The 26,797-nt window shown below is 69.0% G+C and carries 24 protein-coding genes and 1 riboswitch; of the genes, 15 read left to right on the top strand and 9 right to left on the bottom strand.

The features are described from left to right. The first annotated feature begins 8 nt into the window (after nucleotides 1-8). The gene (locus tag TPR58_RS14935; protein WP_346247505.1) at nucleotides 9-1,064 is read left to right on the top strand and encodes an SO2930 family diheme c-type cytochrome; all 1,056 of its coding nucleotides are present in this window, start codon (nucleotides 9-11) and stop codon (nucleotides 1,062-1,064) included. A 51-nt stretch (nucleotides 1,065-1,115) separates the two neighbouring features. Continuing rightward, the gene (locus TPR58_RS14930) at nucleotides 1,116-2,501 is read left to right on the top strand and encodes a UdgX family uracil-DNA binding protein (RefSeq protein ID WP_346247504.1); all 1,386 of its coding nucleotides are present in this window, start codon (nucleotides 1,116-1,118) and stop codon (nucleotides 2,499-2,501) included. Here TPR58_RS14930 and TPR58_RS14925 read toward each other — a convergent pair. Beyond that, on the bottom strand, nucleotides 2,498-3,841 hold the full coding sequence (locus TPR58_RS14925) for a cytochrome P450 (RefSeq protein ID WP_346247503.1): 1,344 nt from the start codon (nucleotides 3,839-3,841) through the stop codon (nucleotides 2,498-2,500). The two genes, TPR58_RS14930 and TPR58_RS14925, sit on opposite strands and share 4 nt — an antisense overlap. Then, on the bottom strand, nucleotides 3,838-4,533 hold the full coding sequence (locus TPR58_RS14920; protein WP_346247502.1) for a DJ-1/PfpI family protein: 696 nt from the start codon (nucleotides 4,531-4,533) through the stop codon (nucleotides 3,838-3,840). The genes TPR58_RS14925 and TPR58_RS14920 overlap by 4 nt, the downstream gene beginning before the upstream one ends. Before the next feature lie 16 nt (nucleotides 4,534-4,549). Next, nucleotides 4,550-4,628: riboswitch (ZMP/ZTP riboswitch) on the bottom strand. A gap of 98 nt (nucleotides 4,629-4,726) precedes the next feature. Between TPR58_RS14920 and TPR58_RS14915 the strand changes: the two genes are divergently transcribed. Next, a complete protein-coding gene (locus TPR58_RS14915) occupies nucleotides 4,727-6,319 on the top strand; it encodes a family 43 glycosylhydrolase (RefSeq protein ID WP_428835727.1) in 1,593 nt (530 codons plus the stop codon). A gap of 33 nt (nucleotides 6,320-6,352) precedes the next feature. On the opposite strand, the gene TPR58_RS14910 is transcribed toward TPR58_RS14915, so the two are convergent. Continuing rightward, a complete protein-coding gene (locus tag TPR58_RS14910; protein WP_346247501.1) occupies nucleotides 6,353-8,524 on the bottom strand; it encodes a TonB-dependent receptor domain-containing protein in 2,172 nt (723 codons plus the stop codon). A 180-nt stretch (nucleotides 8,525-8,704) separates the two neighbouring features. On the opposite strand from TPR58_RS14910, the gene TPR58_RS14905 reads away from it, so the two are divergent. Then, the gene (locus TPR58_RS14905) at nucleotides 8,705-9,412 is read left to right on the top strand and encodes a response regulator transcription factor (protein ID WP_346247705.1); all 708 of its coding nucleotides are present in this window, start codon (nucleotides 8,705-8,707) and stop codon (nucleotides 9,410-9,412) included. Between the two features lie 20 nt (nucleotides 9,413-9,432). Continuing rightward, nucleotides 9,433-10,842, top strand: coding sequence for an ATP-binding protein (locus tag TPR58_RS14900; RefSeq protein WP_346247500.1), 1,410 nt, complete (start codon nucleotides 9,433-9,435; stop codon nucleotides 10,840-10,842). Here the strand turns inward: TPR58_RS14900 and TPR58_RS14895 are convergent. The 3 genes from TPR58_RS14895 to TPR58_RS14885 form a co-directional block, all read right to left on the bottom strand. Further along, nucleotides 10,733-11,320 (bottom strand): NAD(P)H-dependent oxidoreductase, encoded by a 588-nt coding sequence (locus tag TPR58_RS14895; protein WP_346247499.1) that lies wholly within the window; start codon nucleotides 11,318-11,320, stop codon nucleotides 10,733-10,735. The two genes, TPR58_RS14900 and TPR58_RS14895, sit on opposite strands and share 110 nt — an antisense overlap. A 10-nt stretch (nucleotides 11,321-11,330) precedes the next feature. Beyond that, entirely contained in the window at nucleotides 11,331-12,134 is an 804-nt protein-coding gene (locus tag TPR58_RS14890; RefSeq protein WP_346247498.1) for a universal stress protein, read from the bottom strand. A gap of 97 nt (nucleotides 12,135-12,231) precedes the next feature. Next, the gene (locus TPR58_RS14885; protein ID WP_346247497.1) at nucleotides 12,232-12,930 is read right to left on the bottom strand and encodes a Crp/Fnr family transcriptional regulator; all 699 of its coding nucleotides are present in this window, start codon (nucleotides 12,928-12,930) and stop codon (nucleotides 12,232-12,234) included. 173 nt (nucleotides 12,931-13,103) lie between these two features. Between TPR58_RS14885 and ccoN the strand changes: the two genes are divergently transcribed. From ccoN to ccoS, 8 genes are read left to right on the top strand one after another with little or no spacing between them, the layout of a single operon-like run. Further along, nucleotides 13,104-14,747: a cytochrome-c oxidase, cbb3-type subunit I gene (gene ccoN, locus TPR58_RS14880; protein WP_346247496.1), complete on the top strand. Its 1,644-nt coding sequence runs from the start codon at nucleotides 13,104-13,106 to the stop codon at nucleotides 14,745-14,747. Between the two features lie 10 nt (nucleotides 14,748-14,757). Further along, complete coding sequence (gene ccoO, locus TPR58_RS14875; RefSeq protein WP_346247495.1) at nucleotides 14,758-15,492, top strand: cytochrome-c oxidase, cbb3-type subunit II; 735 nt, start codon at nucleotides 14,758-14,760, stop codon at nucleotides 15,490-15,492. Continuing rightward, nucleotides 15,489-15,653 (top strand): cbb3-type cytochrome c oxidase subunit 3, encoded by a 165-nt coding sequence (locus tag TPR58_RS14870; RefSeq protein WP_346247493.1) that lies wholly within the window; start codon nucleotides 15,489-15,491, stop codon nucleotides 15,651-15,653. The genes ccoO and TPR58_RS14870 overlap by 4 nt, the downstream gene beginning before the upstream one ends. After that, the gene (ccoP, locus tag TPR58_RS14865; protein ID WP_346247492.1) at nucleotides 15,646-16,593 is read left to right on the top strand and encodes a cytochrome-c oxidase, cbb3-type subunit III; all 948 of its coding nucleotides are present in this window, start codon (nucleotides 15,646-15,648) and stop codon (nucleotides 16,591-16,593) included. Before TPR58_RS14870 ends, ccoP begins: the two co-directional genes overlap by 8 nt. Next, the gene (ccoG, locus tag TPR58_RS14860) at nucleotides 16,490-18,052 is read left to right on the top strand and encodes a cytochrome c oxidase accessory protein CcoG (RefSeq protein ID WP_428835720.1); all 1,563 of its coding nucleotides are present in this window, start codon (nucleotides 16,490-16,492) and stop codon (nucleotides 18,050-18,052) included. The genes ccoP and ccoG overlap by 104 nt, the downstream gene beginning before the upstream one ends. After that, a complete protein-coding gene (locus TPR58_RS14855) occupies nucleotides 18,049-18,507 on the top strand; it encodes a FixH family protein (protein WP_346247490.1) in 459 nt (152 codons plus the stop codon). Before ccoG ends, TPR58_RS14855 begins: the two co-directional genes overlap by 4 nt. Continuing rightward, nucleotides 18,504-20,657 (top strand): heavy metal translocating P-type ATPase, encoded by a 2,154-nt coding sequence (locus TPR58_RS14850; protein WP_346247489.1) that lies wholly within the window; start codon nucleotides 18,504-18,506, stop codon nucleotides 20,655-20,657. Before TPR58_RS14855 ends, TPR58_RS14850 begins: the two co-directional genes overlap by 4 nt. Continuing rightward, nucleotides 20,654-20,809 carry a cbb3-type cytochrome oxidase assembly protein CcoS gene (ccoS, locus tag TPR58_RS14845; RefSeq protein ID WP_346247488.1) on the top strand — a complete coding sequence of 52 codons (156 nt, stop codon included), beginning with the start codon at nucleotides 20,654-20,656 and terminating at the stop codon, nucleotides 20,807-20,809. Before TPR58_RS14850 ends, ccoS begins: the two co-directional genes overlap by 4 nt. A gap of 69 nt (nucleotides 20,810-20,878) precedes the next feature. Here ccoS and TPR58_RS14840 read toward each other — a convergent pair whose 3' ends face one another. Beyond that, nucleotides 20,879-21,556 (bottom strand): OmpW/AlkL family protein, encoded by a 678-nt coding sequence (locus tag TPR58_RS14840; RefSeq protein ID WP_346247487.1) that lies wholly within the window; start codon nucleotides 21,554-21,556, stop codon nucleotides 20,879-20,881. 125 nt (nucleotides 21,557-21,681) lie between these two features. Here TPR58_RS14840 and hemN point away from each other — a divergent pair, with 125 nt between their 5' ends. Both hemN and TPR58_RS14830 read left to right on the top strand, forming a co-directional pair. Then, the gene (gene hemN / locus TPR58_RS14835; protein WP_346247486.1) at nucleotides 21,682-23,004 is read left to right on the top strand and encodes an oxygen-independent coproporphyrinogen III oxidase; all 1,323 of its coding nucleotides are present in this window, start codon (nucleotides 21,682-21,684) and stop codon (nucleotides 23,002-23,004) included. Nucleotide 23,005: 1 nt separating this feature from the next. Beyond that, nucleotides 23,006-23,221 (top strand): hypothetical protein, encoded by a 216-nt coding sequence (locus TPR58_RS14830; RefSeq protein WP_346247485.1) that lies wholly within the window; start codon nucleotides 23,006-23,008, stop codon nucleotides 23,219-23,221. Between the two features lie 12 nt (nucleotides 23,222-23,233). On the opposite strand, the gene TPR58_RS14825 is transcribed toward TPR58_RS14830, so the two are convergent. Both TPR58_RS14825 and dld read right to left on the bottom strand, forming a co-directional pair. Then, the gene (locus TPR58_RS14825; protein ID WP_346247484.1) at nucleotides 23,234-24,664 is read right to left on the bottom strand and encodes an NAD-dependent succinate-semialdehyde dehydrogenase; all 1,431 of its coding nucleotides are present in this window, start codon (nucleotides 24,662-24,664) and stop codon (nucleotides 23,234-23,236) included. A gap of 99 nt (nucleotides 24,665-24,763) precedes the next feature. Further along, on the bottom strand, nucleotides 24,764-26,467 hold the full coding sequence (gene dld, locus TPR58_RS14820; RefSeq protein WP_346247483.1) for a D-lactate dehydrogenase: 1,704 nt from the start codon (nucleotides 26,465-26,467) through the stop codon (nucleotides 24,764-24,766). Between the last annotated feature and the right edge of the window lie 330 nt (nucleotides 26,468-26,797).

Raw genomic sequence — 26,797 nt, 5'->3', positions numbered from 1 at the left:
CCGGGGCGATGAAGTCGCTCGTCCTCGCGACGCTGTTGTTCGCGGGCGCGCTGCTTGGCCGACCGGCGTGGCAGGTCGACGATGCGGCGATCACCGGCGACGGCTATCCCGCCCATCTGTCGGACTATGGTTTCTTCGCCGACCTGAAGACGCGGGCGCCCGCACCCCGCGTGATCGGTTACGACCTCGAGACCGCGCTCTTCTCCGACTATGCCGAGAAACAGCGGTTCATCTATGTGCCGGCGGGGGCGAAGGCGCGCTATGACGATGCGGCGGCATTCGACTTCCCGGTCGGATCGGCGCTGATCAAGACCTTCGGCTATCGCCATGCCGGCGCATTTCGCCCGATCGAGACCCGGCTGCTGCTGCGCCGGGCGAGCGGCTGGGTCGCCATCCCCTATGTCTGGAACGCCGATGGCAGCGATGCCGATCTGAAGCGCGCGGGCATGCGCATCCCCGTGACCTTCACAGATCCCGCGGGGCAGGCGCGCAGCATCAGCTATGCCGTGCCCAACCAGAACCAGTGCAAGGACTGCCACGCGCTTGCCGGGCAGATCCGGCCGATCGGGGTCAAGGCGCGCTATCTCAATCACGACGGACAGCTTCAGGCGCTGGTGGCGGGCGGACTGCTCGACCGCGCACCCGCCGATGCGCCGCGCGTCGCACGCTGGAACGATGCGAAGGCGCCGCTCGATGCGCGCGCGCGTGCCTATCTCGAGATCAACTGCGCGCATTGCCATAATCCGAAGGGGGCCGCGTCGAACTCGGGCCTGTTCCTCGAACTGTCGCGCGACGATCCCAATGCGATCGGGATCCTGAAACGGCCGGTCGCGGCGGGTCGCGGCAGCGGCGGGCGCGAATTCGCGATCCAGCCGGGCGATGCGGACCGGTCGTTCCTGATCTATCGCCTCGAAAGCACCGATCCCGGCATCGCGATGCCCGAACTCGGCCGCTCGTCGGTCCATGCCGAGGGTGCGGCACTGCTGCGGCAGTGGATCGATGCGATGCCGCCCGATGGACCGCCTGTCCGCGCCGACGGGACGAAATCGCCCGCGACGCGTTGACGCGGGCCCGCCGGACATGCGCCGGCGGCGGACAGGGCATGAAGAGGTCGGATGCGCGTCGTCAGTTTGGAAGCGGAAGATGATTTCGACGGATGGCGCGACGCAGCACGCGCGCTCGTCGCCGCGCGCGTTGCGCCGTCGGAAGTGGTGTGGCAGGTCGGCGACCAGCCGGTGGACCTGTTCGGCGACGAAGCGGTCCTGGCGCCGGCTGCGTCCGCCGGCCTGCGAGTCCCGCGCGCCTTTCTGGACCTGGCGAAGACCGTGGTGCTGCACAGCGAGCCCGAGCGGTTCGCGCTGCTCTATGCCCTGCTCGCCGGGCTGGCCACCGAACCGCGCCGGATCGACGATCGCGCCGATCCGCTCGTACGCCGGCTCGAGGATCTCGCCCGCTCGGTTCGCCGCGACATCCACAAGATGCGCGCCTTCGTGCGCTTCCGCGAACTGGCAGAGCCGGAGGGCAGCCGCTTCGTCGCCTGGTTCGAGCCCGATCATCATATCGTGCGTGCCAATGCCCAGTTCTTCGTGAACCGCTTCGCATCGATGCGCTGGTCGATCCTCACGCCCGAAACGTCGATCCACTGGGATGGCGAGACGCTGTGCGAGGGACCGGGCGCCACCCGCGAGGATGCGCCGGCGGACGATCCGGTCGAGGCGGTGTGGAAGACCTATTACAGCTCGATCTTCAATCCGGCCCGGCTGAAGGTCGGCATGATGCTGCGCGAAATGCCGCGCAAATACTGGAAGAACATGCCCGAGACCACGCTGGTCTCCGAGCTGATCGCGGGCGCCCGCGAGCGTGAGGTGGCGATGGTGAATACGTCACGTGCCGCGACCGGCGGCAATATCGAGGCCGCCTGGGCGGCACTGCGCGACGAGGCGATGGCCTGTACGCGCTGCGATCTGTTCCGCCCCGCGACGCAGACGGTGTTCGGCGAAGGCCCTCTCGACGCGCGGATGATGTTCGTCGGTGAGCAGCCCGGCGACCAGGAGGATCTGGCGGGCAAGCCGTTCGTCGGTCCCGCCGGCCAGGTCTTCGACAAGGCGATCGGCGAGGCGGGGATCGACCGCTCGACCGTCTACGTCACCAACGCGGTGAAGCATTTCAAGTTCGAGCAGCGCGGCAAGCGCCGCATCCACCAGAAGCCCGACGCCGGCGAGATCACTGCCTGCCGCTGGTGGGTCGAGCAGGAAAGCCTGCTGGTGAAGCCGAAGGTGACCGTCGCGCTGGGCGCCACCGCAGCGCGCTCGCTGCTCGGCAAGACGGTGACGATCGGCCGGGAGCGCGGCCGGCCGATCGAACTGGCCGATGGCGGGACGGGCTGGATCACCATCCACCCCAGCTTCCTGCTGCGCCTGCCAGACCGCGACCGGGCCGAGGAGGAATATGCGATGTTCGTCGAGGACCTGAAAGGCGCGGCGAGGCTGGCCGCCGGCTAGGCGGGCGTCACTGCCAGCATCAGTCCGCCGCGCGGGCGCAGGGTCACGCTGCCCAGCGGATCGACGACCGCGCCCTCGACCAGCGCGAACCGCCGCGCCGCCAGCCAGTGGGCGAGGATGATCAGCGCCTCGACCGTGGCGAACCGCGCGCCGACGCAGACGCGGGGGCCGCCGCCAAAGGGAAGGTACTGGAACCGGTGTCGCTGCGCGTCGGCGCCCGGGGCGAAACGGTCCGGGTCGAACGCATCGGCATTGTCCCACAGGCGCTGGTGGCGATGGATCAGCCACGGCCAGATCGAGACGATGTCGCCCCTGCGGATCGCCACGCCGTTCAACGCGTCGTCCGCCATGGCCTCGCGCTCGAACCGCGGCGCGGGCGGATAGAGCCGCATCGCCTCGTCGAGGACCTGCCGCAGATAGGGCAGGCGATCGGCCAGATTTTCCACCGGCCCGTCCAGCGCGGCGACGGCCTCGGCGCGGGCGCGATCCTGCACGGCCGGATCGCCGGCCAGCAGATAGGCGCTCCACGCCAGCGCATTCGCCGTGGTCTCATGCCCGGCGACATAGAAGGTCGCGGCATTGTCGATCGCCAGCTCGACGGCCTCGTCCGCCGGGAAGCGTTCGTGCAGGGCGCGGATCATCCCGCCGATAAAATCGTCGCCTCCCTCGGGTCCGCGCTCCCGCACGATCGCGCCGAGCGTGTCGCGGAGCCATCGCTGGGCCCGCCCGCCCGCCCGTGCCGAGGGGGTCAGCCGAACATGGGGCATGCCGAGCAGCGCCATGACGCGCACCTTGCCTGCCGCGAGCAGCGCCGCCTCGATCTGGCGAGACGCCTCGTCGGTCATCAGCCGGGGATCGCCGGAGAACAGCGCTTCGGCGATGATCCGCATCGTCGTCGCGGTGGCCAGGGCTGCGACGTTGACCGCACCCGCAAGTGGAAGCGTCGCGCCACTGCGTTCGGCCGCCTCGGCGATCAGTCCGGTCAGGCGAATGATTGCGCCAGGCGCGAAACTGGGCGCGACCAGCTTGCGCTGCGTCCGCCACAGCTCGCCGTCCGAACTGACCAGCCCGCGCCCCAGCAGCGGCGCGACCACCCGCTTCACCAGCCGCGGCTTCTCGTAATGGGCGGCGTTGGTCAGCAGCACTCGCTCCACCGCATCGGGATGGCGCGGGATATGGACGACCGTCCCGAGGACCACCCGGCGGGTATGCCATTCGCTGAATGCCGCCTGCGACCAGCCGGCGATGGCGTTGCGCGAATGCTCGTTGAACAGGCTGCGCCAGACCGGTGCGATCGCCGCCGGTCGGTCGGGATAGGCGGGGACGAAGGACGCGGTCACGGGCGCGACCTCCTGGCGATCGCACGCACCTGCTCGGCGCGGTCGGGCGCGAGGCGTTCGACCATCGCGCGGTAGCGGGCCAGCGTTTCGGCATCGGCCCGCTCGGGCGATCCCGAGTCGAAGGGCGGGGCGGGATCATATTCCAGGCTGAGCTGGACGAATTTCGCATGTGCCTCGCCGCGGATCGCCGCGGTCAGCGCCAGCGCGAAGTCGATCCCCGCGGTCACCCCGCCGCCCGACACCCGGTTGCGATCGAACACCACGCGCTCCGCCACCGGCTCGACGTCGAAGAAGGCGAGATGCTCGCGCGATGCCCAGTGGCATGCCGCGCGATACCCTGTCAGCAACCCGGCCGCGGCGAGCAGCAGCGATCCCGTGCACACGCTGGTCACCCACTGCGCGCCGGCGCCGACCTGGCGCAGCCAGGCGAGCGTCGCCGCATCGTCCATCGCGGGCACCACGCCGAACCCGCCGGGCACGCACACGATGTCGGTGCGCGGCACGTCCGCGAAGGTCGCGGTCGGCAGCAGCTGGAACTGCGCATCGGTCTCGACCGGATCGCGCGTCTTCGCCACCAGGTCGATCTTCACGTCGCCCAGCCGCGACAGCACCTGCGCGGGACCGGTCAGGTCCAGCTGGGTGACGCCGGGAAACAGCAGGAAGGCGATGTGAAGCGGTGCGGAATCGGCCATGCGGGTCCTCCTCGTTCAGGGGTGCCCAGGCGATGCGGCATCGGCCCCGCGCTCCCCGATGGTACTCCATCCGATCGCCAGTCACGCGGTTGGCGCCACCATAGCGCCCGGTACCGCCGCCCGCACCTGCTTTTGACATCGCAGAAACCGGTGTCATAACGATGGCCGATCAAAGGAGAGGCATGTGGGACGGCTGACGCGACGCGAGGCATTGGCGGCGGGACTCGCGGCGCCCGCCCTGAGCGTTCCGGGGATCGGGCAGGCCGGATACGCGCAGGCGGCATCGGCGACCATCCCCGACTGGAAGCGCGGTTTCGACAATCAGCGGATCGCCGATCTCGGCAATGGCAGCTTCCTCAACCCGCTGATGGCGGGCGACCATCCCGATCCAACCATCCTGAAGGATGGTGCCGACTATTACATGACCTTCTCGACCTTCGATTCCTATCCTGGGCTGGTCATCTGGCACTCGCGCGACCTGGTGAACTGGCAGCCGGTCACCGCCGCGCTGCAGAAGAATATCGGGTCGGTCTGGGCGCCCGAACTGTGCAAGCACAAGGGGCGCTATTTCCTCTACGTTCCGGTCAAGGCGTCGCCCAACACCAGCTATGTGCTGTGGGCGGACCGGATCGAGGGACCGTGGAGCGAGCCGATCGACCTGCACCTGCCCGCCCATATCGATCCCGGCCATGCCGTCGGCGAGGACGGATCACGCTGGCTGTTTCTGTCGGGCGGCGACCGCATCCGCCTGGCCGAGGACGGGCTGAGCACCGTCGGCAAGGTGGAGCATGTCTATGACCCATGGCGCTACCCCTCCGACTGGGTCGTCGAGGGATTCTCGCCCGAGGGGCCGAAAATCCTGCGCCGGGGCGACTATTTCTACCTGATCACCGCGGTGGGCGGCACGGCGGGACCGCCCACCGGCCATATGGTCATCGCCGCGCGATCGAAATCGATCCACGGGCCGTGGGAGGATTGCCCCGCCAACCCGGTCGTGCGGACGACCGACCTGCGCGAGAAATGGTGGTCGCGTGGCCATGCGACCTTGGTCGAAGGCCCCGACGGCAGCTGGTGGTCGGTCTATCATGGCTATGAGAATGGCTATTGGACGCTCGGGCGTCAGGCGTTGCTCGATCCGGTCGAATGGACCCGGGACGGCTGGTTCCGGATGACCGGCGGCGATCTGTCCCGGCCGATCCGCAAGCCGCGCGGCGGCAGCGCGGTGACCCACGGCATGGCGCTGTCCGACGATTTCTCGACGCTGGAGCTGGGCCGCAAATGGAATTTCTTCCAGCCGCGCCCCGAGGAGGCGAAGCGGGTTCGCGTCGATCGCAACACGCTGATCCTCGACGCGGCGGGCAAGGCGCCGGTCGATTCATCCCCGCTGCTGCTGATCGCGGGCGACCAGGCCTATCGCTTCGAATGCGATATCGAGATCGAGGATGGCGGCGTCGCCGGGCTGGTGCTGTTCTACGATCGCCAGCTCTATTGCGGGCTGGGCTTCGATGCGCAGCGCTTCGTCACCCACCAATATGGCATCGAGCGCGGCCGGCCCGCCAATCCGCACGGCCGGCAGATGCGGATGCGCGTCACCAACGAGCGCCACATCGTCACCTACGACACCAGCGGCGACGGCGGCCGGACCTGGCGGCGGTTCGATCGCGGGATGGAGGTGTCGGGTTATCACCATAATGTGCGCGGCGGCTTCCTGATGCTGCGGCCCGGCCTGTATTCGGCGGGCAAAGGCCAGGCACGCTTCCGCAACTTCACCTTCCGGGCGCTCTGACGCGAAGGGCGCCCGGACGGGAGGTGCGATCGATCAGAAGTCGAACGTCGCGCTCAGCCAGAGGCGGCGGGGCTCCTGCAGATTGGCATATTCGGACGCATAGGCGGTCGTCGCGCCGTTCTGATAGGGCAGATAGCCGACGAAGTCGGTGTCGAGCAGATTGTACACCGCCGCGCTCAGCTTCACGTTCGGGGTGATGTCGTAGCTGCCGCCGAGTTGGAACAGCGCATAGCCCTTATAGTCGCCCAGCGCGGTCTGCTCGACGCCGACCCCGCGGGACCGGCTCGACCGGATCTCGGTTCGCAGCCACGTGCTGAGACCCTGAACGGGCCGCCAGCGCAGATTGCCGTTGATCATGTGCTTCGGCGTGTTGACCAGCGGCTGGCCCGCCTGCGCGCCGCTCTTCTGCTCGCTCTCGGTATAGGTGTAGTTCACGCCCAGCGACAGGTTGGTGGCGAATTCGATCCGCGCCGACGCCTCCAGGCCGCGGGTCACCGCCTCGTCGACGTTGATCGACTGGGCATAGAGGTCGACCAGCGGGAAGTTGCCGACATCGACGCAGCCCGGCCGGTCGGGCGCGGCGGCGAAGCTGCAATTGGCGATGCCGACGCCGGCGGCGATCTTGTTGGTGAAGTCGTTGTTGAATAGCGTGACGTTGCCCGACACCGGGCCGGCGTCGAAATACACGCCCAGCTCGTAGCTGGTGCTGATCTCGGGCTTCAGGTCCGGCGTGCCGATCGACGGGCGGGTGCCCTGGCCGGTGAAACCGGTGATGCCCGGCGTGATCTGGTCGAGGCGCGGCGTCTTGAAGCCGCGGCTCACGCCGCCCTTCACGGTCAGCGCGTCGGTGACGTTCCACACCGCATAGGCGCGCGGCGACAGCTTGCCCCCGAACGTCTCGTGATCGTCATAGCGCGCGCCCAGTGTCAGGCGGAACGAGTCGGCCAGCCGGATCTCGCCTTCGCCGAACAGCGCCCATTGGACGAATTCATAGGGCGCGACCGCGACGCCGTCGATCATCTCGGCCTTCCAATATTGCCCGCCCAGCGTCAGCATGACCGGATCGAGCGGCACCACCGCGCGGCTGTCGAGGATCGTGTTGGTCGCCTTCAGCGGGCGCGCATCGCCCGCGGTCTTGCCGGGCGTGCCGGGCGGGATGGTCCGGCCGAACGTCTCGGTGATGTTGCGCGTCAGCGTCGTGTCGATGTTGGCGAAGCCCGCGCGCCAGCTGTGCGCCAGCACGTAATTGTCGCGGTTGAACCTCATCTCGGGGCCATAGCCGCCCTGGACCGTACCGGTGCCGAGCTGCGAGGCGGAATTGTCGTACCACTGGCGCGCGATGTCGACCTCGACCCACAGGTCGTGATCGGCGTGCGGCGTCGCCGAGATGCGGCCGCCCAGCGTGTAGATATCGGCCTCTACCGGGCTGGGCCCGCGCTTGCTGACCTCGACGGGATCGCCTGCCGCATCGTCGTAGCTCAGGTCCGACGCCTCGCGCTTGAAATAGCTGCCGCGCAGCGTCAGCCCGACCAGGTCGCGAACCAGCGGTCCCTGGAGATCGGCGTTGCCCGAATATTGATTGCCGAAATCGCCGTCGCTCTGGATCGTCGCCTCGGCGGTGCCGGTGCCGATCCAGCGGTCGCCGACCTTGCGCGTGATCAGGTTGACCACGCCGCCCATCGCGTCCGAACCGTAGAGCGTCGACATCGGCCCGCGCACCACCTCGATCCGCTCGATCGCGGAAAAGGGCGGCAGGAAGCCGCTCGACGTCTCGTTGAAACCGTTCGGCGTGACGTTGCCCGGGGCATTCTGGCGGCGGCCGTCGACCAGCACCAGCGTATAGTCGGCCGGCATGCCGCGGATGGAGATGGTCATCCCGCCAGTCTTGCCGACGCTCTGCCCGACATCGACTCCCTCGACATCGCCCAGCGCCTCGGCGAGGCTGCCGAAGCGCTTTTCCTGCAGGTCCTGGCGGCGGATCACGGTCACGCTGGCCGGCGCATTCTCGATCTTCTGCTCGAACCCGGCGGCGGTCACGACGATCGTGTCCTGCGCCTCGCCTTCGGGGGTGCCGGTCTGCGCGGTCTGGGCGGCGGCGGGCAGAGCCAGCGCCATGGCGAGTGCGATCGACGCCGTGCCGGTTGCCACCGGCCGGTTGCGCATTAGTGTATAGGCCTGCATCATTCCCCCGATATTGAGAACCATTAGCAATCTCGGGCGGCGCAGTGACGATTGGCCGGGTGCGGGTCAATCGGCGGACAGGCTTTTCGAGGCAGGAGACATGCTTTGTTACAATTTGCTCAGGCCGGGGGACCACCCGCTCCCGCCGCCCGGCCGGCCCCGGCCGATGCACCGGTACAGCGCCCCGGCGCGCCCAGCCACGTCGTGGTGGTCGAGGACGATGCGGCGCTGCGCACGCTGCTGACGCGGCTGCTGCGTGAGGCGGGCTACGAGACCACCGGCGTCGGCGACGGCACCGAGCTGGAACAGGCGATGACCGATCGTGCAGTCGACCTGGTCCTGCTCGACATCATGCTGCCGGGACCGTCCGGGCTGGAACTGTGCCGCCGCATCCGCGAGCGCAGCCGGGTGCCGGTAATCATGGTCAGTGCGCGCGGGCAGGAAGCCGACCGCGTCGCCGGGCTCGATCTGGGCGCCGACGATTATATCGCCAAGCCGTTCGGGCGGTCGGAACTGCTCGCCCGCGTCCGCGCGGTGTTGCGCCGGACGGGCGAGGCGCATGTTCCGCTCGATGTCCCGCCGCCCGACCAGCGGCTCGAATTCGCCGGCTGGCAATATCGTCCGCGGATGCGCGAACTGATCTCCCCCGCCGGGGCGGATGTGTCGCTGACCGGAGCCGAGCACGAACTGCTCCTCACCCTGCTGCGCCAGCCCCAGCGGATGATCGGGCGCGAGCGGCTGCTCGAACTCACCCGGTCGCGCGTCGGCCCGCCCAGCGATCGCAGCATCGACGTCCTGATCAGCCGGCTGCGCCGCAAGATCGGCGATGGCAGGCGGGCAGTGCCGATCATCCGCACGGTGCGCGGTGTGGGCTATATGTTCGCGGCCGACGTGACGATCGCCGGCGCGTGAGCCTGCGCCGGTCCCGGGGCATGGTTGCGCGCATCGCCCTGGTGCTGCTGTGCGCGCTGGGGCTCGAACTGGCCGGCAACCTGGTGCTGCACCGGATCGAGATGCGCCTGCTGGTGTCGCGTGACGACAGCAGGCAGATCGCCGCACGGCTGATCCACGCCGAGCAGGTTGCGGCGAGCGTTCCGCAGGCCGGGCGGGCGGCCAGGATGCGGGCGATCTCCGCGCCCGGGCTGGCGCTCAACTGGGTCCCGGCGACGGTCATCACCGATTTCAGCCCGTCGCTCGAGCCATTGGCGGCGATGCGCGCGCGGTTGGCCGGCGCGGCGCCGCGGCTTGACGGGGACCGGTTGCGGCTCAGCCTCCTGCCGTCGCAAGCACCGGGGCGGCGCGACCTGGTCGGAGCTCTCGAGCTTTCCGACGGCAGCTTCGTCACCTTTCGCGTCACCCCGTTCCTCGGCGCGCCGCTGCCGCTCGCCATGATCGTGGCCTTCCATCTGCTGCTGATGGCGATGGTGCTCGGCGTCGCGCTGGCGATGGTTCGCGCGCTGGTCCGTCCGCTGCGCACGCTGGCCGAGGCCGCCGACGCGACCGGAAGGGGGCGGCTCGGCCGGATCGAGCCCGAAGGCCCGGACGAGGTTCGACGGGTGGCGATCGCGTTCGACGCGATGCAGACCCGGCTGTTGCGGATGATGGAGGATCATGCCCAGGCGCTGGTCGCGGTGTCGCACGACCTGCGCACGCCGATCCAGCGGCTGAAGCTGCGCGCGTCGCTGCTCGACGATGACGAGGCTCAATCAGGCATCGCCGGGGACCTGTCCGAGATGGAGCGGTTCATCGAGTCGACCCTTGCCTATGTCCGGAGCGGCGACGAGGAAGCGGTCCGGCTGGTCGATCTTTCGGCGCTGCTGGCCACCGCGGTGGACGATGCCGGCGACGCCGGCGCGCAGATCCGGTTCGACGGACCCGACGAGCTCGGCCTGCCGGGGCGTCCGGTGGCGCTGCGACGGATGATCGACAACCTCATCGGCAATGCCCGACGCCATGCCGCCCGCATCGTCGTGTCGCTGATCGCGGACAAGGACCGGGCGACGATCCTTGTCGATGACGACGGCCCGGGCATCCCGCCCGATCACCGCGCGGAGGCGCTGCTGCCGTTCCATCGGCTCGATCCGGCGCGCGGCAACGGGCTGGGTGGCGGTGCCGGGCTCGGGCTTGCATCGGCGCTGCGTACCGCCGCGGGGCTCGGCGGGACGCTGACGCTGGGCGAGGCGCCGCTGGGCGGTCTGCGGGTCAGGATCGACCTGCCGCTGTCGGGGCCGGTCAGTCCGGCGTCTCGTCGCGGCCCAGCGCCCGCATCCGCTCCAGCCAGCGAAGGCGATGCGCCGCGTCGCCCTCGACATTCCCGACGATCGAATGGGTTACCGGCTTGATCCCCACGAACTTGAGGATGTTGCGCTCGAAGCTCTTGAGGCTGTGGGCGCGGTAGAAGAAGCGGTAGAACAGCGCGGGCATGCCCATCGTCACGACGATCCTTGCCGACTTGCCCTTCAGCAGCGGCTTGGGGCTGGGGCCGGTGCCCATGGCGAAGCCCGGGCGGGCGACCTGCTCGAGGAATCCCTTCAACAGCGCCGGCATGTCGCCCAGCCACAGCGGATAGAAGAACAGGATATGCTCGGCCCAGCCGATATCGGCCTGAGCTGCCGCGATCGGCGCGGGCGGCGTTTCGCCCTCCCATGCCGCGCGGCTCGACAGCAGGTCGAAGGGCAGGCGCGCGAGGTCGATCCGCCGAACCTCTCGCCCTGCTTCGGCGGTGCCGGATTGATAGGCGTCGGCCAGCGCATGGACGAACCGCGCCGGATCGGGATCGGGATGCGCGTCGACGATCAGGATCCTGCGCGCAAGGGTCACGCCGGGTCCCTCAATGCGCCAGGAACAGCGGCACGCGGCTGTCGGCGAGCATGGTGCGGGTCACCCCGCCGAACAGCGCCTCCACCAGCCGGTTGCCGCCAAACCCGCCCATGACCAGATAGTCGGCGCGCGCCGCATCGACTTCCGCCAGCAGCGTCTCGGTCACCTGCTCGCGCGGCGCGGGCAGCGGCAGCACCGTGGCTCGGATGCCGTGGCGATGCAGATAGACGGCCGCTTCCTGCGCCGGCACGCCTCCGCCATGCTCGCCGATCTCGACCAGCGTGACCTGGGTCGCGTGGATCAGCAGCGGCACCGCGCAGCGCAATGCCGCCTCGGCGCCGGCCGAGCCGTCCCAGGCGATCAGCGCATGGCCATACAGTGCCAACTCGCGACAGGCGGGCGGGACGGCCAGCACCGGCTTGCCGGTCTGGACGATCATGTCGCGAACCAGGCCGCGCATGGGCAGCTCCGGATCCGCGTCGATCCGCGAGTTCAGCACGATCACGTCCGCCACCGCGCTGGCGTCGCGCAGCGCCGACTCGAGGGTCGAGGTGATGTCGATCCAGTCGTAGGAAATTTCCTGCGCCACCAGCCGCGCTTCGGTCCGTCGCCGATTGTCCGCCTCGCGCGCCTGCGCGTCCGCCAGCAGCGCGACCGTGCCGCCGGCAAACACCAGGTCGTCGGCCGGCACCGGCAATGGGGTGACGTCGATGCAGCGCAGATGCCCGTCGAGCGCCCGCGTCAGGTCGAGCGCCGCCTGCAGCCGCGCCTCCTGACCGGCATCGTCATGGATCAGCACCAGGATATTCTTCATCTCGACCTCCGCGGCGCGGGCTTGTTGTACGATCGTACAGCGCGCCTCCTGCCCAGCTTGCCGCGAGCAGCTTCGGGCGCCTTGATTGCCATCAAGCTCAGGCCGCCAGTCGGGCGAGTTCGCCCGGGCGTTCGACGGTGAAGCTGCGCAGGCTGGGCAGGGCGATGACGCCGCTGCGCGCGAACAGGTGCATCTTGCGGCTGACGGTCTCGATCGTCAGGCCCAGCACATCGGCGATCTGCTGTCGCGACAGCGGCAGCGGCACCGGCTCGCCCGGATCGGCGCCATTTGCCTCGGCCGTCTCCAGCAACAGGCTGGCGACGCGTTCGCCCGCCGACTTGCGGCCGAGCAGCAGCATCCAGCGCCGTGCGCGGTCGAGATCCTTGAAGGTGCGCACCAGCAGCGCCTGCTGGAGATCGGGCACCTCGCCGGCCAGCGCCTCGAACCGGGTGCGGCTGAAGGTGCAGATGGTGCTGTCGGCGATCGCGGTGACGCTATGCTCCATGTCGGCAGCGAAGGGGCGGCCAATGAAATCGCCGGGAAAGGCCAGCCCCAGCGTCTGCTCGCGCCCGTCCTCGAGCGAGGCGGTCAGCTTGAGCAGGCCGGTGCGGACGATGCCCACGACATCGGCCGACTCGCTTTCCCACAACAGGGTGCTGCCGGCGCGTAGCCGCTCGGTGTGCGACAGGGTGTTGAGCCTGCGCAGCGCGCTCACATCGATCTGCCCGCACAGTGCGACGCGCCGGATCTCGCAGTCGGCGCAGCGATCGGGCATCGCCTCGGCCGCGCTTGCCATCGTTCCGCCTGTCTCGCATCCCATCGGATCAACTCCCGCCTGCGGAGCGCCATCCCCGGCCCCGCCTCGAGACCCGACCTACGGGCCGGTCCGATTGCGCGATTTGACCGCGATCAAAGAAAGGCGAGTTGCCAGCGTCCACCCCGCGAGCCTGATCTGGACGAGGCGGGAAGATGGACGACATCGGGACAAGAGGGGTGGGGCTGGCGGTGATCGCGGTCGCCTGCCTGTTTGCGGCGGCGGCTGCGGCCGACTGGGGCTTCAGCGTGCACATGCTGATCTGCGCGGCGGCGACTGCGCTCGCCGCCTTCGCCGTGATGGGCAAGATCGGCCGCGCCGAGCCCACGGCCACGGTCCAGGCGTCGGAATATTATGACGACGTCATCCGCTGGGGCGTGATCGCGACCGTGTTTTGGGGGCTGGTCGGCTTCCTGGTCGGGATCGTGATCGCCTCGCAGCTTGCCTTCCCGCTGCTCAACCTGAATTTCGACTTCACCACCTTCGGCCGGCTGCGGCCGCTGCACACCTCGGGCGTGATCTTCGCCTTTGGCGGCAACGCGCTGATCGCGACGAGCTTCTATGTCGTGCAGCGCACCTGCCGCGCCCGGCTGTTCGCGCCCGGCCTCGCGCGGTTCGTGTTCTGGGGATATCAGCTGTTCATCATACTGGCCGCCAGCGGCTATCTGATGGGGATCACCGCGGGCCGCGAATATGCCGAGCCCGAATGGTATGTCGACATCTGGCTGACCATCGTCTGGGTCGCCTATCTGATCGTCTTCGGCGGGACGATCGTGAAGCGGTCCGAACCGCATATCTATGTCGCCAACTGGTTCTACCTCGGCTTCATCATTACCGTGGCGATGCTGCACCTGGTGAACAACCTGTCGCTGCCGGTGTCCTGGGTCGGGTCCAAATCCTATTCCGCCTTTGCCGGCGTGCAGGATGCGCTGACCCAGTGGTGGTACGGCCATAACGCGGTCGGTTTCTTCCTGACCGCCGGCTTCCTCGGCATGATGTATTACTTCGTGCCGAAACAGGCCGAGCGGCCGATCTACAGCTACCGGCTGTCGATCATCCACTTCTGGTCGCTGATCTTCCTCTATATCTGGGCGGGTCCGCACCACCTCCACTACACCGCGCTGCCCGACTGGGCGCAGACGCTGGGCATGGTGTTCTCGGTCATGCTGTGGATGCCCAGCTGGGGCGGCATGATCAACGGCCTGATGACGCTGAACGGGGCTTGGGACAAGATCCGCACCGACCCGATCATCCGGATGATGGTCTTCGCGCTCGCCTTCTACGGGATGAGCACCTTCGAAGGCCCGATGATGTCGATCAAGAGCGTCAACTCGCTCAGCCACTATACCGACTGGACGATCGGCCATGTCCATTCCGGCGCGCTGGGCTGGAACGGGATGATCACCTTCGGCGCGATCTACTTCCTGGCGCCGCGGCTGTGGGGCCGCACCCGGCTCTACTCGCTGCGCATGGTCAACTGGCACTTCTGGTGCGCGACCCTGGGCATCGTCCTCTACGCCGCGTCCATGTGGGTCGCCGGCATCATGCAGGGGCTGATGTGGCGGGAATACGGGGCCGACGGCTACCTGGTCTACGCCTTCTCCGAAGTCGTCGCGGCGATGCACCCCTATTACCTGATCCGCACCGCGGGAGGGCTGCTCTACTTCATCGGCGCGGTCTTCATGGCCTGGAACATCTGGATGACCATCCGCGGCCGCCTGCGCGACGAGGCGCCGATGTCCTCCCCGACCTTCGACCCGGCGCGCGACCGCCCGCTGGTGCCGGCAACCGCTCGATAAGGGGGCAGCCATGGGTTTTCTCAGCAACCACAAGAAGATCGAGCGCAACGTCACCCTGCTCGGCGCGCTTGCGCTGGTGACGGTGATGATCGGCGGCATCGTCGAGATCGCGCCGCTGTTCTGGATCGACTCGACGGTGAAGCCGGTGGAGGGCGTGCGGCCCTACACCCCGCTCGAGCTGGCCGGGCGCAACATCTATATCCGCGAGGGCTGCTACAGCTGCCACAGCCAGATGATCCGCCCGTTCCGCGACGAGGTCGAACGCTATGGCCATTACAGCCTGGCGGCAGAGAGCATGTACGACCACCCGTTCCAATGGGGGTCGAAGCGCACCGGGCCGGACCTGGCGCGGGTGGGCGGGCGCTATTCGGACGAATGGCATGCGCAGCACCTGAAGGATCCGCGCGCGGTGGTGCCCGAATCGATCATGCCGCCCTACGCCTTCCTGGCGGCGCGCGACCTGAACGCCACCGACATGTCCGCCCATCTGAAGGCGCAGCGCGGCGTCGGCGTTCCCTATAGCGACGAGGATGTCGAAAAGGCGTCGGCCGACCTTCTGACCCAGGCCGGCATGGGCGACGGCGACAAGGCCGATCTGGAGCGCCGTTATCCCAAGGCCCAGTCGCGCGACTTCGACGGGGATCCGTCGCGCCTGACCGAGATGGACGCGATGGTCGCCTATCTCCAGTCGCTTGGCACCCAGGTCGATTTCGGCAAGACGCGGGCACGGGAGCAGGCGAAGTGACCTACGACCTGATCCGCCATTTCGCCGACAGCTGGGGACTGGTCGCGATGACCGCGATGTTCGTCGGCTTTGTCGGCTGGACCTTCCGGCCCGGCGCGCACCGCGACCACCACAGTGCGGCCCACAGCATCCTGGAAGAGGGGGAGCGTCACGATGGCTGACGACAAACGGATCGACGACGCGACCGGAACCCGGTTCGTCGGTCATGAATGGGACGGCATTGAGGAACTCGATACGCCGATGCCGCGCTGGTGGCTGTGGACCTTCTATGCCACGATCGTCTTCGCGATCGGCTATTGCATCGCCTATCCGGCCTGGCCGCTGATCGACCGCGCGACCGCGGGCGTGCTCGGCTGGAGCAGCACCGGCGAGCTCGACCGCGAGATGTCGGCCGAGGCCGCGCGCCGCGCGCCGGTCCTAGCCGAGCTGGCGCGCACCCCGATCGACCAGCTTCCGGGCAATCCGCGGCTGATGGGAATCGCGGTCGAGGGCGGGCGCGCCGCGTTCAAGGTGAATTGCGTCCAGTGCCACGGATCGGGCGCCGCGGGCAGCCCGGGCTATCCCAATCTGAACGACGATGACTGGCTGTGGGGCGGCGACATCGCCACGATCGAACAGACGATCCGCCACGGCATCCGCCAGCCCGGCGACGACGCCACCCGCATGTCGCAGATGCCGGCCTTCGGCCGCGACGGCATCCTCGACCGCAACCAGATCGACGATGTCGTGTCGCATGTCCGCCGCATCTCCGGCCAGGAAAAGCCGAGCGCATCGGCACAGCGCGGCGCCGCGCTGTTCGAGGCGAATTGCGCGGTGTGCCACGGGGCGAGCGGCGAGGGCAGCCGCGCAGTCGGCGCACCGCGCCTGAACGATGCGATCTGGCTGTATGGCGGCGACCGCGACAGCATCGCCGACAGCGTACGCAACGCCCATTACGGCATCATGCCCGCCTGGGCCGGCCGTCTCGACGGCGTGACGATCAAGATGCTGGCCGCCTATGTCCATTCGCTGGGCGGGGGTGAGGCCAATCCGACGCCGGCCGCTGAAATCGCTCCGACATCGGCACCGGCCGCCACGGTTCCGGCGACAGCGAGGAAATGACGTGGCGAACGCCGCTCCCCTCCGCCTGTTCGAGGCGCGGCAGAAGATCTTCCCGCGCCGGGTCGACGGAACGTTTCGCCGCCTGAAATGGGCGATCATGGCGGTGACGCTCGCCATCTATTACGTCACGCCCTGGCTCCGCTGGGACCGCGGGCCCTGGGCGCCCGACCAGGCGGTGCTGGTCGATCTCGCCCATCGCCGCTTCTACATGTTCTCGATCGAGATCTGGCCGCACGAATTCTATTATGTGGCCGGCCTCCTGATCATGGCGGGCATCGGCCTGTTCCTCGTCACCTCGGCGGTGGGGCGGGCCTGGTGCGGCTATGCCTGTCCACAGACGGTGTGGACCGACCTGTTTCTCCACGTCGAACGCGCGATTGACGGGGATCGCAACGCCCAGATCCGGCTGCAGAATGCGCCGCTCAGCCTCGAGAAGATCGCCAGGCGCGGCAGCAAATGGGCGATCTGGCTGGCGATCTCGGTGGCCACGGGCGGGGCCTGGATCTTCTACTTCGCAGATGCGCCGACGCTGATGCGCGACGTGGTGGCCGGGCAGGCGCCGTTCGTCGCCTATGCCACCATCGGCGTCCTCACCTGCACCACCTTCGTGCTCGGTGGCTTCCTGCGCGAACAGGTATGCATCTATATGTGCCCTTGGCCGCGCATCCAGGGGGCGATGCTCGACGAGAAGTCACTGGTCGTCACCTACAAGGCGTGGCGCGGCGAGCCTCGCAGCCGCGGATTGAAGCGCGCATTGGCCCGGGACGGCGAGGTCGCGCCGATCGCGACTGGCGATTGCATCGACTGCAATGCCTGCGTGGCGGTGTGCCCGACCGGCATCGACATCCGCGAGGGGCCGCAGGTCGGCTGCATCACCTGCGCGCTGTGCATCGACGCCTGCGACCAGGTGATGGCCAAGCTCGACCGCCCGCCGCGGCTGATCGGCTATACCACCGCCGCTGACGAGGCGTTGGCGCGCGAAGCCCGGCCGACGATCTCGCCGCTGCGCAGGCTGATGCGGCCGCGCACCTTGCTCTATTCCGCCGCCTGGATCGCGATCGGGCTGGCGATGCTGTTCGCGCTCGGCGCGCGCACCCGGCTGGACCTGAGCGTGCAGCAGGCGCGCAATCCGGTCTGGGTCCGCCTGTCCGACGGCGCGATCCGCAACAGCTACACGGTGAAGATCCGCAACATGGAAGCCCGGCCGCGCCGCGTCGAGATCGGCATCGCCGACTTCGACGGCGTGGTGTGGACCGAGACCGGCAGCCGCGAGGCCGGCGCGACGTCGGTGCAGGTCGAGGTCGGCGCCGACCAGGTGGCCAAGGTCCCGCTGTTCGTTGCGGCGCCCGCTGCAGGCGATGCGCGATCCCCGCTGCGCTTCACCGTCCGAGGGCTGGACCGGGACGGCGGCGGCGACAGCGACGATTCCTATTTCGAACGCCCGGAGGTCCGGCAATGACGCGTCGCTTCACCGGCTGGCACATGGCCGGCATCATGGTCGCCTTCTTCGCCGTCGTGATCGCGGTGAACCTCTATATGGCGACCCAGGCGTCGCGGACCTTTGGCGGGCTGGTCGCGGATAATGGCTATGTCGCCAGCCGCCAGTTCAACGACTGGCTGGCCGCAGCCCGGGCGCAGGATGCGGCGGGGTGGCGCATCGCCTCGCAGCTCGACGGCAGCGGGCGGGTCGAGGCGCGGATCGAGCGCGGCAGCGACGCGGTGTCCGGCGCCAAGGTGAGTGCAGTCGCCAGCCATCCGCTTGGTCGGTTGCCGGCGCAGCGGCTGACCTTCGTGGACGAGGGGCCGGGCCGCTATCGCAGTGCGGCGGCCCTGCCGGCGGGCCGCTGGCAGATCCGGTTCGAAGTTCGAGCGCATGGCGAGACCGCGCGATTCGAAGAGGAGGTGCGGCGATGACCGCAGCCACGCTCGATCCCGCCGACACGCTGCGGTCCGAATTCGCGGTCGAGGGGCTGCGCTGCGCCAATTGCATCGCCAGGCTGGAACATGGCCTGGCGTCGGTGCCGGGCGTCCGCGGGGCGCGGGTGAACTTCACCACCCGGCGGGTCGCGGTCCGCCACGGCGCGGAGCTGGAGGCCGCCGATTTGTGCGAGGCGATGCGCCGGATCGGGTTCGAGGCGCACCTGTTCGCCGGGACCGAAGCGACGCAGGACAAGCGCGAAAGCCGCGCGCTGATGCTGGCACTGGCGGTGGCCGGCTTCGCCTCGATGAACGTGATGCTGTTGTCGGTGTCGGTCTGGTCGGGGGCGGAGGGGCCGACCCGCGATCTGTTCCACTGGCTGTCGGCGTTGATCGCGATCCCCGCGATCGCCTATGCCGGCCGCAGCTTCTTCATCAGTGCGTGGCGCGCGCTGCAGTACGGGCGGACGAACATGGACGTGCCGATCGCGATCGGCGTCGTGCTGACCACCGCGATGAGCCTGTACGAGACCGCGACCGGCGGGCCGCACGCCTATTTCGACGGCGCAATCATGCTGCTGTTCTTCCTGTTGGCCGGGCGCTTCCTCGACAGCGTGATGCGGGCGCGGGCGCAGGACGGGGTTGCCCAATTGCTGCGGCTGGTGCCGAAGGACGTGATGCTGATCGGCCCCGACGGCAGCGTGCGCAGCCATGCCGCCGCGCTGGTCGAGCCCGGAATGCGCGTGCTGGTCGCGGCGGGCGAGCGGATCGGGGTCGATGGCATCGTCCAGTCGGGGTGCAGCAGCGTCGACCGAGCATTGGTCACCGGCGAGAGCGCGCCCGAACCGGTCGAACCGGGTGGGCGGGTGCTGGCGGGAACGATCAACCTGACCGCGCCGCTGACGCTGCGCGCGACCGCGGCGGGTCCCGACACGGTCATCGCCGATATCGCGCGGCTGATGGAAAGCGCCGGCCAGTCGCGGTCGCGCTATGTCCGGATCGCCGACCGCGCCTCGCGGCTGTACGCCCCCGCGGTGCACAGCCTGGCGGCGCTGAGCTTTCTCGGCTGGCTTGTGGCGGGCGCCGGGGTGCATCAGTCGGCGATGATCGCCATCGCGGTGCTGATCATCACCTGTCCCTGTGCCCTGGGTCTGGCGGTGCCGATCGCCCAGGTCGTCGCCTCGCGCGCGCTGATGCGCGCGGGCATCCTGATCAAGGACGGGTCGGCGCTCGAGCGGCTCGCCGAGGTCGACGAGGTGCTGCTCGACAAGACCGGCACGGTGACCCTGGGCAGCCTGATCCCCGTCGAGGGCATGCCGGAGTTGCCTGGCGAACCGGCGCTGCTGATCGCGCTTGCCCAGGCCAGCCGTCATCCGCTGAGCGTTGCGCTGGCCCGAAGCGTGGGCGAGCGCAACGTGACGCCCGCGCTGATCGATGAGGTCGAGGAGACGCCGGGGCTGGGCATCCGCGCACGGTGGGACGGGCGAGAGGTAAGGCTGGGCCGCGACGACTGGGCGCGGGGGATCGCATCTGCGACACCCGTTTCCACGGCGGCTACGCTTGCCGGATGCACGCTGGCGATCGAGGGCGGCGCGGTCCATCGCATCGGTTTCGCCGACCGGCTGCGGCCCGATGCGGTGGAAGCGGTCGCCCGGTTGAGGGCGCAGGGATTGCCGGCGATGCTGGTTTCCGGGGACAGCGCGGTGGTCGTCGCCGAGGCGAGCCGGCGGCTGGGCATTCTCGGCCTGCCGCGCACCTCGCCGGCCGCCAAGCATGAGACGATCGACCGGTTGCAGCGTGGCGGACACCGGGTGCTGATGGTCGGCGACGGGCTGAACGATGGCCCCGCGCTGAAGGCGGCGCATGTGTCGATGGCGCCGGCCTCGGCCAGCGACGTCGGCCAGCTCGCCGCGGATCTGCTCTTCTTCGGCGACCGCCTCGCCCCCGTGCCAATCGCGGTGTCGGCGGCCCGCCGGACGATGCGGGTGGTGCGACAGAATTTCGCGATCGCGATCGGCTATAATGTCCTGGCGGTGCCGTTGGCGATCGCCGGGCTGGTCACCCCGCTGATCGCCGCGCTGGCGATGTCGGGATCGTCGCTGATCGTGGTCGCGAACGCGCTGCGCCTGAGAGGCGCCGCCCGATGAATGGAGTCGCGCTACTGATCCCGATCGCGCTGGCGCTGGGGCTGCTTGGCCTCGCCAGCTTCTTCTGGGCGGCGCGGTCGGGCCAGTTCGAGGATCTCGACGGCGCCGCGCTGCGCATCCTGATCGACGAGGAGCCCGAGAGCTGGGACTGAGCTGCGAGGCCGCGCATAAAAAAGGGGGCCGGTGTCGCGACCGGCCCCCTTTTCATTGCGGAACCTGATTCAGAAGCGGAAGCCGATGCCCGCGCCGATCACCAGCGGGTCGATATGGGCGCGCACCTTCTGCGTCCCGATCGCGGCGGTGCGCAGCGTCACGTCGCTGTCCATGTCGATATATTTGATGTCGAGGTTCAGGAAGGTCCGCGGCCCGATCGCCACATCGACGCCGGCCTGCGCCGCCCAGCCGAAGCTGTCCGACATCGAAACGCGGGTCGCGCCGACCGCATCGGTCAGCCCCTTCGATGCCTTCTCGCTATGGAAGATGGTGTAGTTCAGCCCGGCACCGACATAGGGGCGGACCTTACCCTTCGGATTGAAGTGATATTGCACCGTCAGCGTCGGCGGCAGCACCCAGGTCGAGGCGAGGTCGCCGATCGCGCCGGTCGTGCCGGTCCGGCCCGACGCGGTGTGCCTGGTCGTCGCCGCGATCAGCTCGAACCCGATATGGTCGGTCGCCATCCAGGTCACGTCGACCTCGGGCATGACCGCCGCGTCGATCGCCAGCTTCTCGCCCGGAAAGGTCGGGGCGATGCCGCTCGACCGCTCGTTTGGCACGACCGCGATCGCGCGGACGCGCACCAGCACGTCGCCGGCGGACACGCCCTCGCTGTCCTGCGCCCATGCCGGGGTAATCCCCGCCGCGGACGCGGCCAGCGCGAGGAAGAGGATCGATCTGTTCATGGCTTCTGCCTCCTTGTTGACGAGGCCGGGCTAGGCCCGTCGCAAGGCGCCTGCCTTGCGCGCGCTCAAGCCGCGATTTGACCGCGATCAAGGGGCGCGGATCGCGCGCGCGGCATGGAATGCGCATGTGGCGCTATCATCCAGACCTGCTCGCAACCCCGGTCCCCCGCTATACGAGCTTCCCGACCGCGGCCGAATTCACCGAGTCGGTCGGCCCGGCTGATTTCGAGGCGGCGCTGGCCGGGGTGCGCGAGGGCGAGCGGATCTCGCTCTATCTCCACATCCCCTATTGCCGCGAGCTGTGCTGGTATTGCGGGTGCAACACCGGCGCCGCCAATCGCGGCGCGCGGCTTGCTGCCTATCTCCAGCGCCTCGGCGAGGAGATCGATCAGGTCGCCCGCGCGCTGGATGGCCGGGCCAGGGTCGAGCGGATCGCGCTGGGCGGGGGCAGCCCCAATGCGATCTCGCCGCAGCAGTTCGATGCGCTGATGCGCCGAGTGCGCGAGGCGTTCGCGGTGACCGATCCGATCGTCTCGATCGAGCTCGACCCGCGCGGCTTCGACCGCGAATGGGCCGAGGCGCTGAACTGGCAGGGCGTACGCCGCGCCAGCCTGGGCGTGCAGACCTTCGTGCCGCGGATCCAGGCGGCGATCGGCCGGGTCCAGCCGCTGGAGGACGTCGTCGCCACCGTCGGCCTGTTGCGCGAGGCGGGAATCGACTCGCTCAATTTCGACCTGATGTACGGGCTTCCCGGGCAGCAGCCGGGTGACCTGGACGAAACGCTGACTCAGGCGATCGGGCTGCGGCCCGAGCGGCTGGCGGTGTTCGGCTATGCCCATGTGCCGCATCTGATCCCGCGCCAGCGCCAGATCGATGCCAGCGCGCTGCCCGATGCGGAGGCGCGCTTCCTCCAGGCGGGGCTGGGTCACGCCCGACTGAAGACCGCGGGCTACCGGCCGATCGGCTTCGATCATTTCGCCCTGCCGCATGACGCGATCGCCGAGGCGGCGCGGACCGGACGGCTGCGCCGCAATTTCCAGGGCTTTACCGAGGACCCGGCCGAAATCCTGATCGGTCTCGGCGCCTCGTCGATCAGCGCCTTTCCCGGGGCGCTGCTGCAGAACGAGAAGAATAGCGGCCGCTATCACCTGCAGATCGGCAATGGCCGGTTCGCAACGGCGCGCGGCATCATCCGGTCGACGCTGGATCAGCGCCGCGGCAGGGCGATCGAAGCTTTGCTGTGTGCCGGCAGTGCCGACCTGTCGGGTCTTCCCGAGCTGCTCGACATCCGCAGCCGGATGCTGCGGTTCGAGGATCGCGGACTGGTGATCTGGGAAGGCAGCCGCGTGCGGATCCCCGACGAGGCGCTGCCCTATGCGCGCAGCATTGCGGCGACGATCGATCCTTATCGCGCGCCGTCGCCGACGCGTTTCAGCAGCGCGATCTGAGATGCGGCTGGCGCTGCTCCCGGTCGTGGCGGCGGCGCTGACGCTGGGTCAGGCCGGGCCGTCCCTCGCCGCCGACGCGCCGGGGCTGATGATGACCACCTGCCTGGGCCAGCGCATTCCGCTGCCGGGGCAGGACCCGCCGAACCGGCGCAGCCCATGCCCCGACGCCTGTCATGCGCTGTGCGACCGCAAGCTGCGGCAGCGCAGGACAGGCTGAAGCGGACGGCGATCAGGCGATGTGCACCGCCTTGGTCGTCAGATGAGCGGCGATCCCTTCGGGACCGTCCTCCGACCCGAAGCCGCTGTCCTTCATTCCCCCGAACGGCGCGTCGGGCCAGGTCAAGCGCGTGGCGTTGATCGACACCATGCCCGCCTCGATCGCGTCGGCGAGCAGGTTCTGGCGCCGGGCATTCTCGGTGAAGCAATAGGCGGCAAGGCCGAAGGGCAGGCGGTTGGCCTGGCCGATCGCTTCCTCGATCGTGCCGAAGGGACGCATCAGCGCCAGCGGGCCGAACGGCTCCTCGTTCATCGCCCGCGCCTCCAGCGGGACGTCGGCGATCACGGTGGGTTCGAAGAAAAAGCCCTTGCCCTCGATCACGCTGCCGCCCGCCAGAACGCGGGCGCCGGCCGAGCGGGCATCCTCGATCAGCTCACCGATCGCCTCGGGCCGGCGCGGATTGGCCAGCGGGCCCATCTGCACGCCCGAGTCGAGGCCGCTGCCCAGCTTCACCTTGCGCGTGCGTTCGGCAAAGCCCTGGGCGAAGGCTTCGTAGATCCCGTCCTGAACATAGAAGCGGGTGGGGGCGACGCAGACCTGGCCGGCATTGCGGAACTTGTGCGTGACCAGCGTGTCGAGCGTGCGCTCCAGGTCGCAATCGTCGAATACCAGCACCGGGCCGTGTCCGCCCAGCTCCATCGTCGTCTTCATCATCGAATCGGCGGCAAGGCGGGCGAGATGCTTGCCGACCGGGACCGATCCGGTGAAGCTCAGCTTGCGGGTCACCGGCGAGGCGAGCAGGTGCCGCGACACCATGTCGGGCACGCCGAACAAGATCTGGGCGACGTCGCCCGGCAGGCCGGCATCCTGGAAGCATTTCAGGATCGCGACCGCGCTGCCCGGCGTTTCCTCGCTCGGCTTGAGGATGATCGAACAGCCTGCGGCGATCGCCGGAGAGATCTTGCGCACCACGTTCAGCAGCGGGAAGTTCCACGCGCAGAAGGCGGCGACCGGGCCGACCGGCTGGTGCAGCACCAGCGAGCGCATGCCCGCAGGGCGCGGCAGGATGCGGCCATAGATGCGCACGGTCTCGCCCGCCTGGAATTCGAGCATCGCCGCGGCCGCCAGGCCTTCGCCCTTGGCCTCGGCGAGGATCTTGCCCTGTTCGCGAGTCGCGATCTCCGCCAGTGCGTCGATCCGTTCGCGGATCAGCGCGGCGGTGCGCAGCAGGATGGTCGCGCGCGCCTCGGGCGCCGTGTCGCGCCAGCGACGGAACCCGCGATCGGCAACCTCGAGCGCGCGGTCGAGATCGGCGGCCCCGGCCAGCGGCAGGTCGCCCAGCGACTCGCCGGTGGCAGGGTCGAGCACCGCCATCTTCTCGCGGCCCGCCGTGCCGATCCATTCGCCGTCGATATAGAGCCCCAGCTCCGGATATGCCGTCATGTCGTTCTCCAGGTCGGTTGAAATCATGCCGCCCGCCGGGGCAGATGCGCCGCTCAATATGGGGACGGACGCGGGCAAACCACCCCCGCGACGGTCGCTTCAGGCCCAGCCGGCGCGTTTCGACGTCTTGCCGATGCCGGGATTGAGCTGGTTGGCGGGATCGAGCCGGCGATAATGCGCCGCCAGGCTGTCGGGCGCGGCATAGAGATGGCCGAAATTATGCTCGGCCGGATATTGCGCGCCGCGCGCATCGAGCAGGGCGAGCATCCGGGTCTTCACCGCTTCGGGATCGGCGCCCTTTCGCACCAGATAATCCTGGTGGAACACGTGGCAGAGGAAATGGCCGTAATAGAGCGGCTGGAGGATGTCGGTCGCGATCTCCGGCGGGAGCGTCTCGAACCAGTCCTCGGCATTGCGGGGCAGGGCGATGTCGAGCGCGACGATGTCCTCGACCTCGGCCGCGTGGATATCGCGGTAGCGGACCGCGGCGCCTGCCGCGGCGAAGCGATGCTGGAACGCGGCGGCGCCTTCCCTGGCGGTGCATTCGAACCAGTCGCCGCCCTCGGCGGTGAGGGCATTCAGCCGCTCCCGCAGTGCTGCGGCGCCGCTGCCCGACACCTTGATCATCAGATGATGCTCGAACCGGTCGCGCCACTCGCGCAGCCGGCGGGGCAGATGGCCGGGAAACCACCCGGCCACGCGTTGCGCGATCCGGTCGCTCAGGCCGCCGCGCAGGCCCAGCCTGGCGCCGATCCGGTCGATCCGGCGCTTGGCGGCGAACAGGCGCGGCAGCCGCGCCGTCCCGAGCAGGTCGAGCGCGAGGTACATGTCCTTGCCGTAGCGGGCGGCGACGTCGAACGCCGAGCGGTGGAGATACTCCGCGGCGATCGGCAGTTCGGCACCGCTCGCCAGGATCGCGCGCCGCAGCCGCGTGAAGGCGGCGGGATCGCCGGCGCCGGCATAGAAGACGCGGCTATCGCGCTCCTGCGGGAAGCTGTCGAGGCGGACCGCGAACACCACCAGCCGGCCGGCGCTGCCCGATGCGCCGTGCAGGCAGCGCGGGTCGGCGTTGAAGCGTGCGGCGCCGGGCGAGTCGATATCGCGGACATGGGCCTCATAGTCGCGGTCTGACGCGCGCCGATCCGCCGGCCAGGCGACCGCCTCGGGCGCGATCTCGCCGCGGTCGAGTCGCGCCAGCGCCGATTCGGGATCGGAGTCGAGCGCGATGCCGAGTTCGTTGACCAGCCTCAGCTCGCCATCCGAGCCCAGCGCGCCATAGAGCGCGAGCTCGGTATAGGCGGGACCGCGCTTCACCAGGGCCCCACCCGAATTGTTGCAGACCCCGCCGACGACCGACGCCCCGATGCAGGAGGAGCCGATCACCGAGTGCGGCTCGCGCCCGATCGCGCCCAGCTGCGCCTCGAGTTCGAACAGGGTCGATCCGGGGAGGCAGAGCACCTGGCACCCGTCGCCGAGGAGGGCGACGCCCTTCAGGCGCCGCGTGCTCACGATCACGACCGTGCGGCCATAATCGTCGCCATAAGGCGTGGAGCCCCCGGTCAGTCCGGTGTTGGCCGCCTGGGAGATCAGCACCGCACCGTCGCGCAGCACCGCGCGGGCGACGCGCCAATATTCGACGAGCGATCCCGGCAGCACCACGGCATCCGCCCGACCGGCGCCATAGCGAAAGCCGCTGCTATAGGGTTCGATCTGGACCGCGGAGGTCAGGACGTGCCGGTGGCCGACGATCGCGGCCAGCGCCTCGATCAGGGGAAGGCGGGCGGAGGGCAGGGGATCAGGCATGACGACTTGTCGCACCGTCAGGCCCCGAGGGCAAAACCGCTATCCTCATGATCGCGAAGCCTTTTGTGGAATCGCGAATGGCCGGGTCGATCCGGATATCTGCGTCGCCGCGCATTTGTTCCGGCCATTTCGAGAAAAATGCACAGCGACGCGAAAAAAGTGAAATCAGGCGTTGACGGGGTCCGATTCGCCGCATAGATGCCACTCCACCGCAGCGGGGCGCCACACGGAGCTTTGCAGCGGTCACCAAAAGCAAGGCGCACGGGACACCCCGAGAAAAGGGGTAGGACGGTGCGTCGGTTTTTGTCGCTCTTTGAAATTGTGATTTTG

The organism is Sphingomonas rustica, assembly GCF_039652585.1.
In the GTDB taxonomy this organism is placed as follows: domain Bacteria; phylum Pseudomonadota; class Alphaproteobacteria; order Sphingomonadales; family Sphingomonadaceae; genus Sphingomonas; species Sphingomonas rustica.
The sequence above is the reverse complement of the archived record's forward strand: the minus strand, read 5'-3'. Positions and strand labels throughout refer to the sequence as shown.

Bases quoted from the DNA above. Each gene is read 5' to 3' on its own strand.
- TPR58_RS14935 (WP_346247505.1), top strand. From the start codon at position 9: ATGAAGTCGCTCGTCCTCGCGACGCTGTTGTTCGCGGGCGCGCTGCTT.
- TPR58_RS14930 (WP_346247504.1), top strand. From the start codon at position 1,116: ATGCGCGTCGTCAGTTTGGAAGCGGAAGATGATTTCGACGGATGGCGC.
- TPR58_RS14920 (WP_346247502.1), bottom strand. From the start codon at position 4,533: ATGGCCGATTCCGCACCGCTTCACATCGCCTTCCTGCTGTTTCCCGGC.
- TPR58_RS14910 (WP_346247501.1), bottom strand. From the start codon at position 8,524: ATGGTTCTCAATATCGGGGGAATGATGCAGGCCTATACACTAATGCGC.
- TPR58_RS14900 (WP_346247500.1), top strand. From the start codon at position 9,433: ATGGTTGCGCGCATCGCCCTGGTGCTGCTGTGCGCGCTGGGGCTCGAA.
- TPR58_RS14890 (WP_346247498.1), bottom strand. From the start codon at position 12,134: ATGAAGAATATCCTGGTGCTGATCCATGACGATGCCGGTCAGGAGGCG.
- TPR58_RS14885 (WP_346247497.1), bottom strand. From the start codon at position 12,930: ATGGCAAGCGCGGCCGAGGCGATGCCCGATCGCTGCGCCGACTGCGAG.
- ccoN (WP_346247496.1), top strand. From the start codon at position 13,104: ATGGACGACATCGGGACAAGAGGGGTGGGGCTGGCGGTGATCGCGGTC.
- ccoO (WP_346247495.1), top strand. From the start codon at position 14,758: ATGGGTTTTCTCAGCAACCACAAGAAGATCGAGCGCAACGTCACCCTG.
- ccoP (WP_346247492.1), top strand. From the start codon at position 15,646: ATGGCTGACGACAAACGGATCGACGACGCGACCGGAACCCGGTTCGTC.
- ccoG (WP_428835720.1), top strand. From the start codon at position 16,490: ATGTCCATTCGCTGGGCGGGGGTGAGGCCAATCCGACGCCGGCCGCTG.
- TPR58_RS14855 (WP_346247490.1), top strand. From the start codon at position 18,049: ATGACGCGTCGCTTCACCGGCTGGCACATGGCCGGCATCATGGTCGCC.
- TPR58_RS14850 (WP_346247489.1), top strand. From the start codon at position 18,504: ATGACCGCAGCCACGCTCGATCCCGCCGACACGCTGCGGTCCGAATTC.
- ccoS (WP_346247488.1), top strand. From the start codon at position 20,654: ATGAATGGAGTCGCGCTACTGATCCCGATCGCGCTGGCGCTGGGGCTG.
- TPR58_RS14840 (WP_346247487.1), bottom strand. From the start codon at position 21,556: ATGAACAGATCGATCCTCTTCCTCGCGCTGGCCGCGTCCGCGGCGGGG.
- hemN (WP_346247486.1), top strand. From the start codon at position 21,682: ATGTGGCGCTATCATCCAGACCTGCTCGCAACCCCGGTCCCCCGCTAT.
- TPR58_RS14830 (WP_346247485.1), top strand. From the start codon at position 23,006: ATGCGGCTGGCGCTGCTCCCGGTCGTGGCGGCGGCGCTGACGCTGGGT.
- TPR58_RS14825 (WP_346247484.1), bottom strand. From the start codon at position 24,664: ATGACGGCATATCCGGAGCTGGGGCTCTATATCGACGGCGAATGGATC.
- dld (WP_346247483.1), bottom strand. From the start codon at position 26,467: ATGCCTGATCCCCTGCCCTCCGCCCGCCTTCCCCTGATCGAGGCGCTG.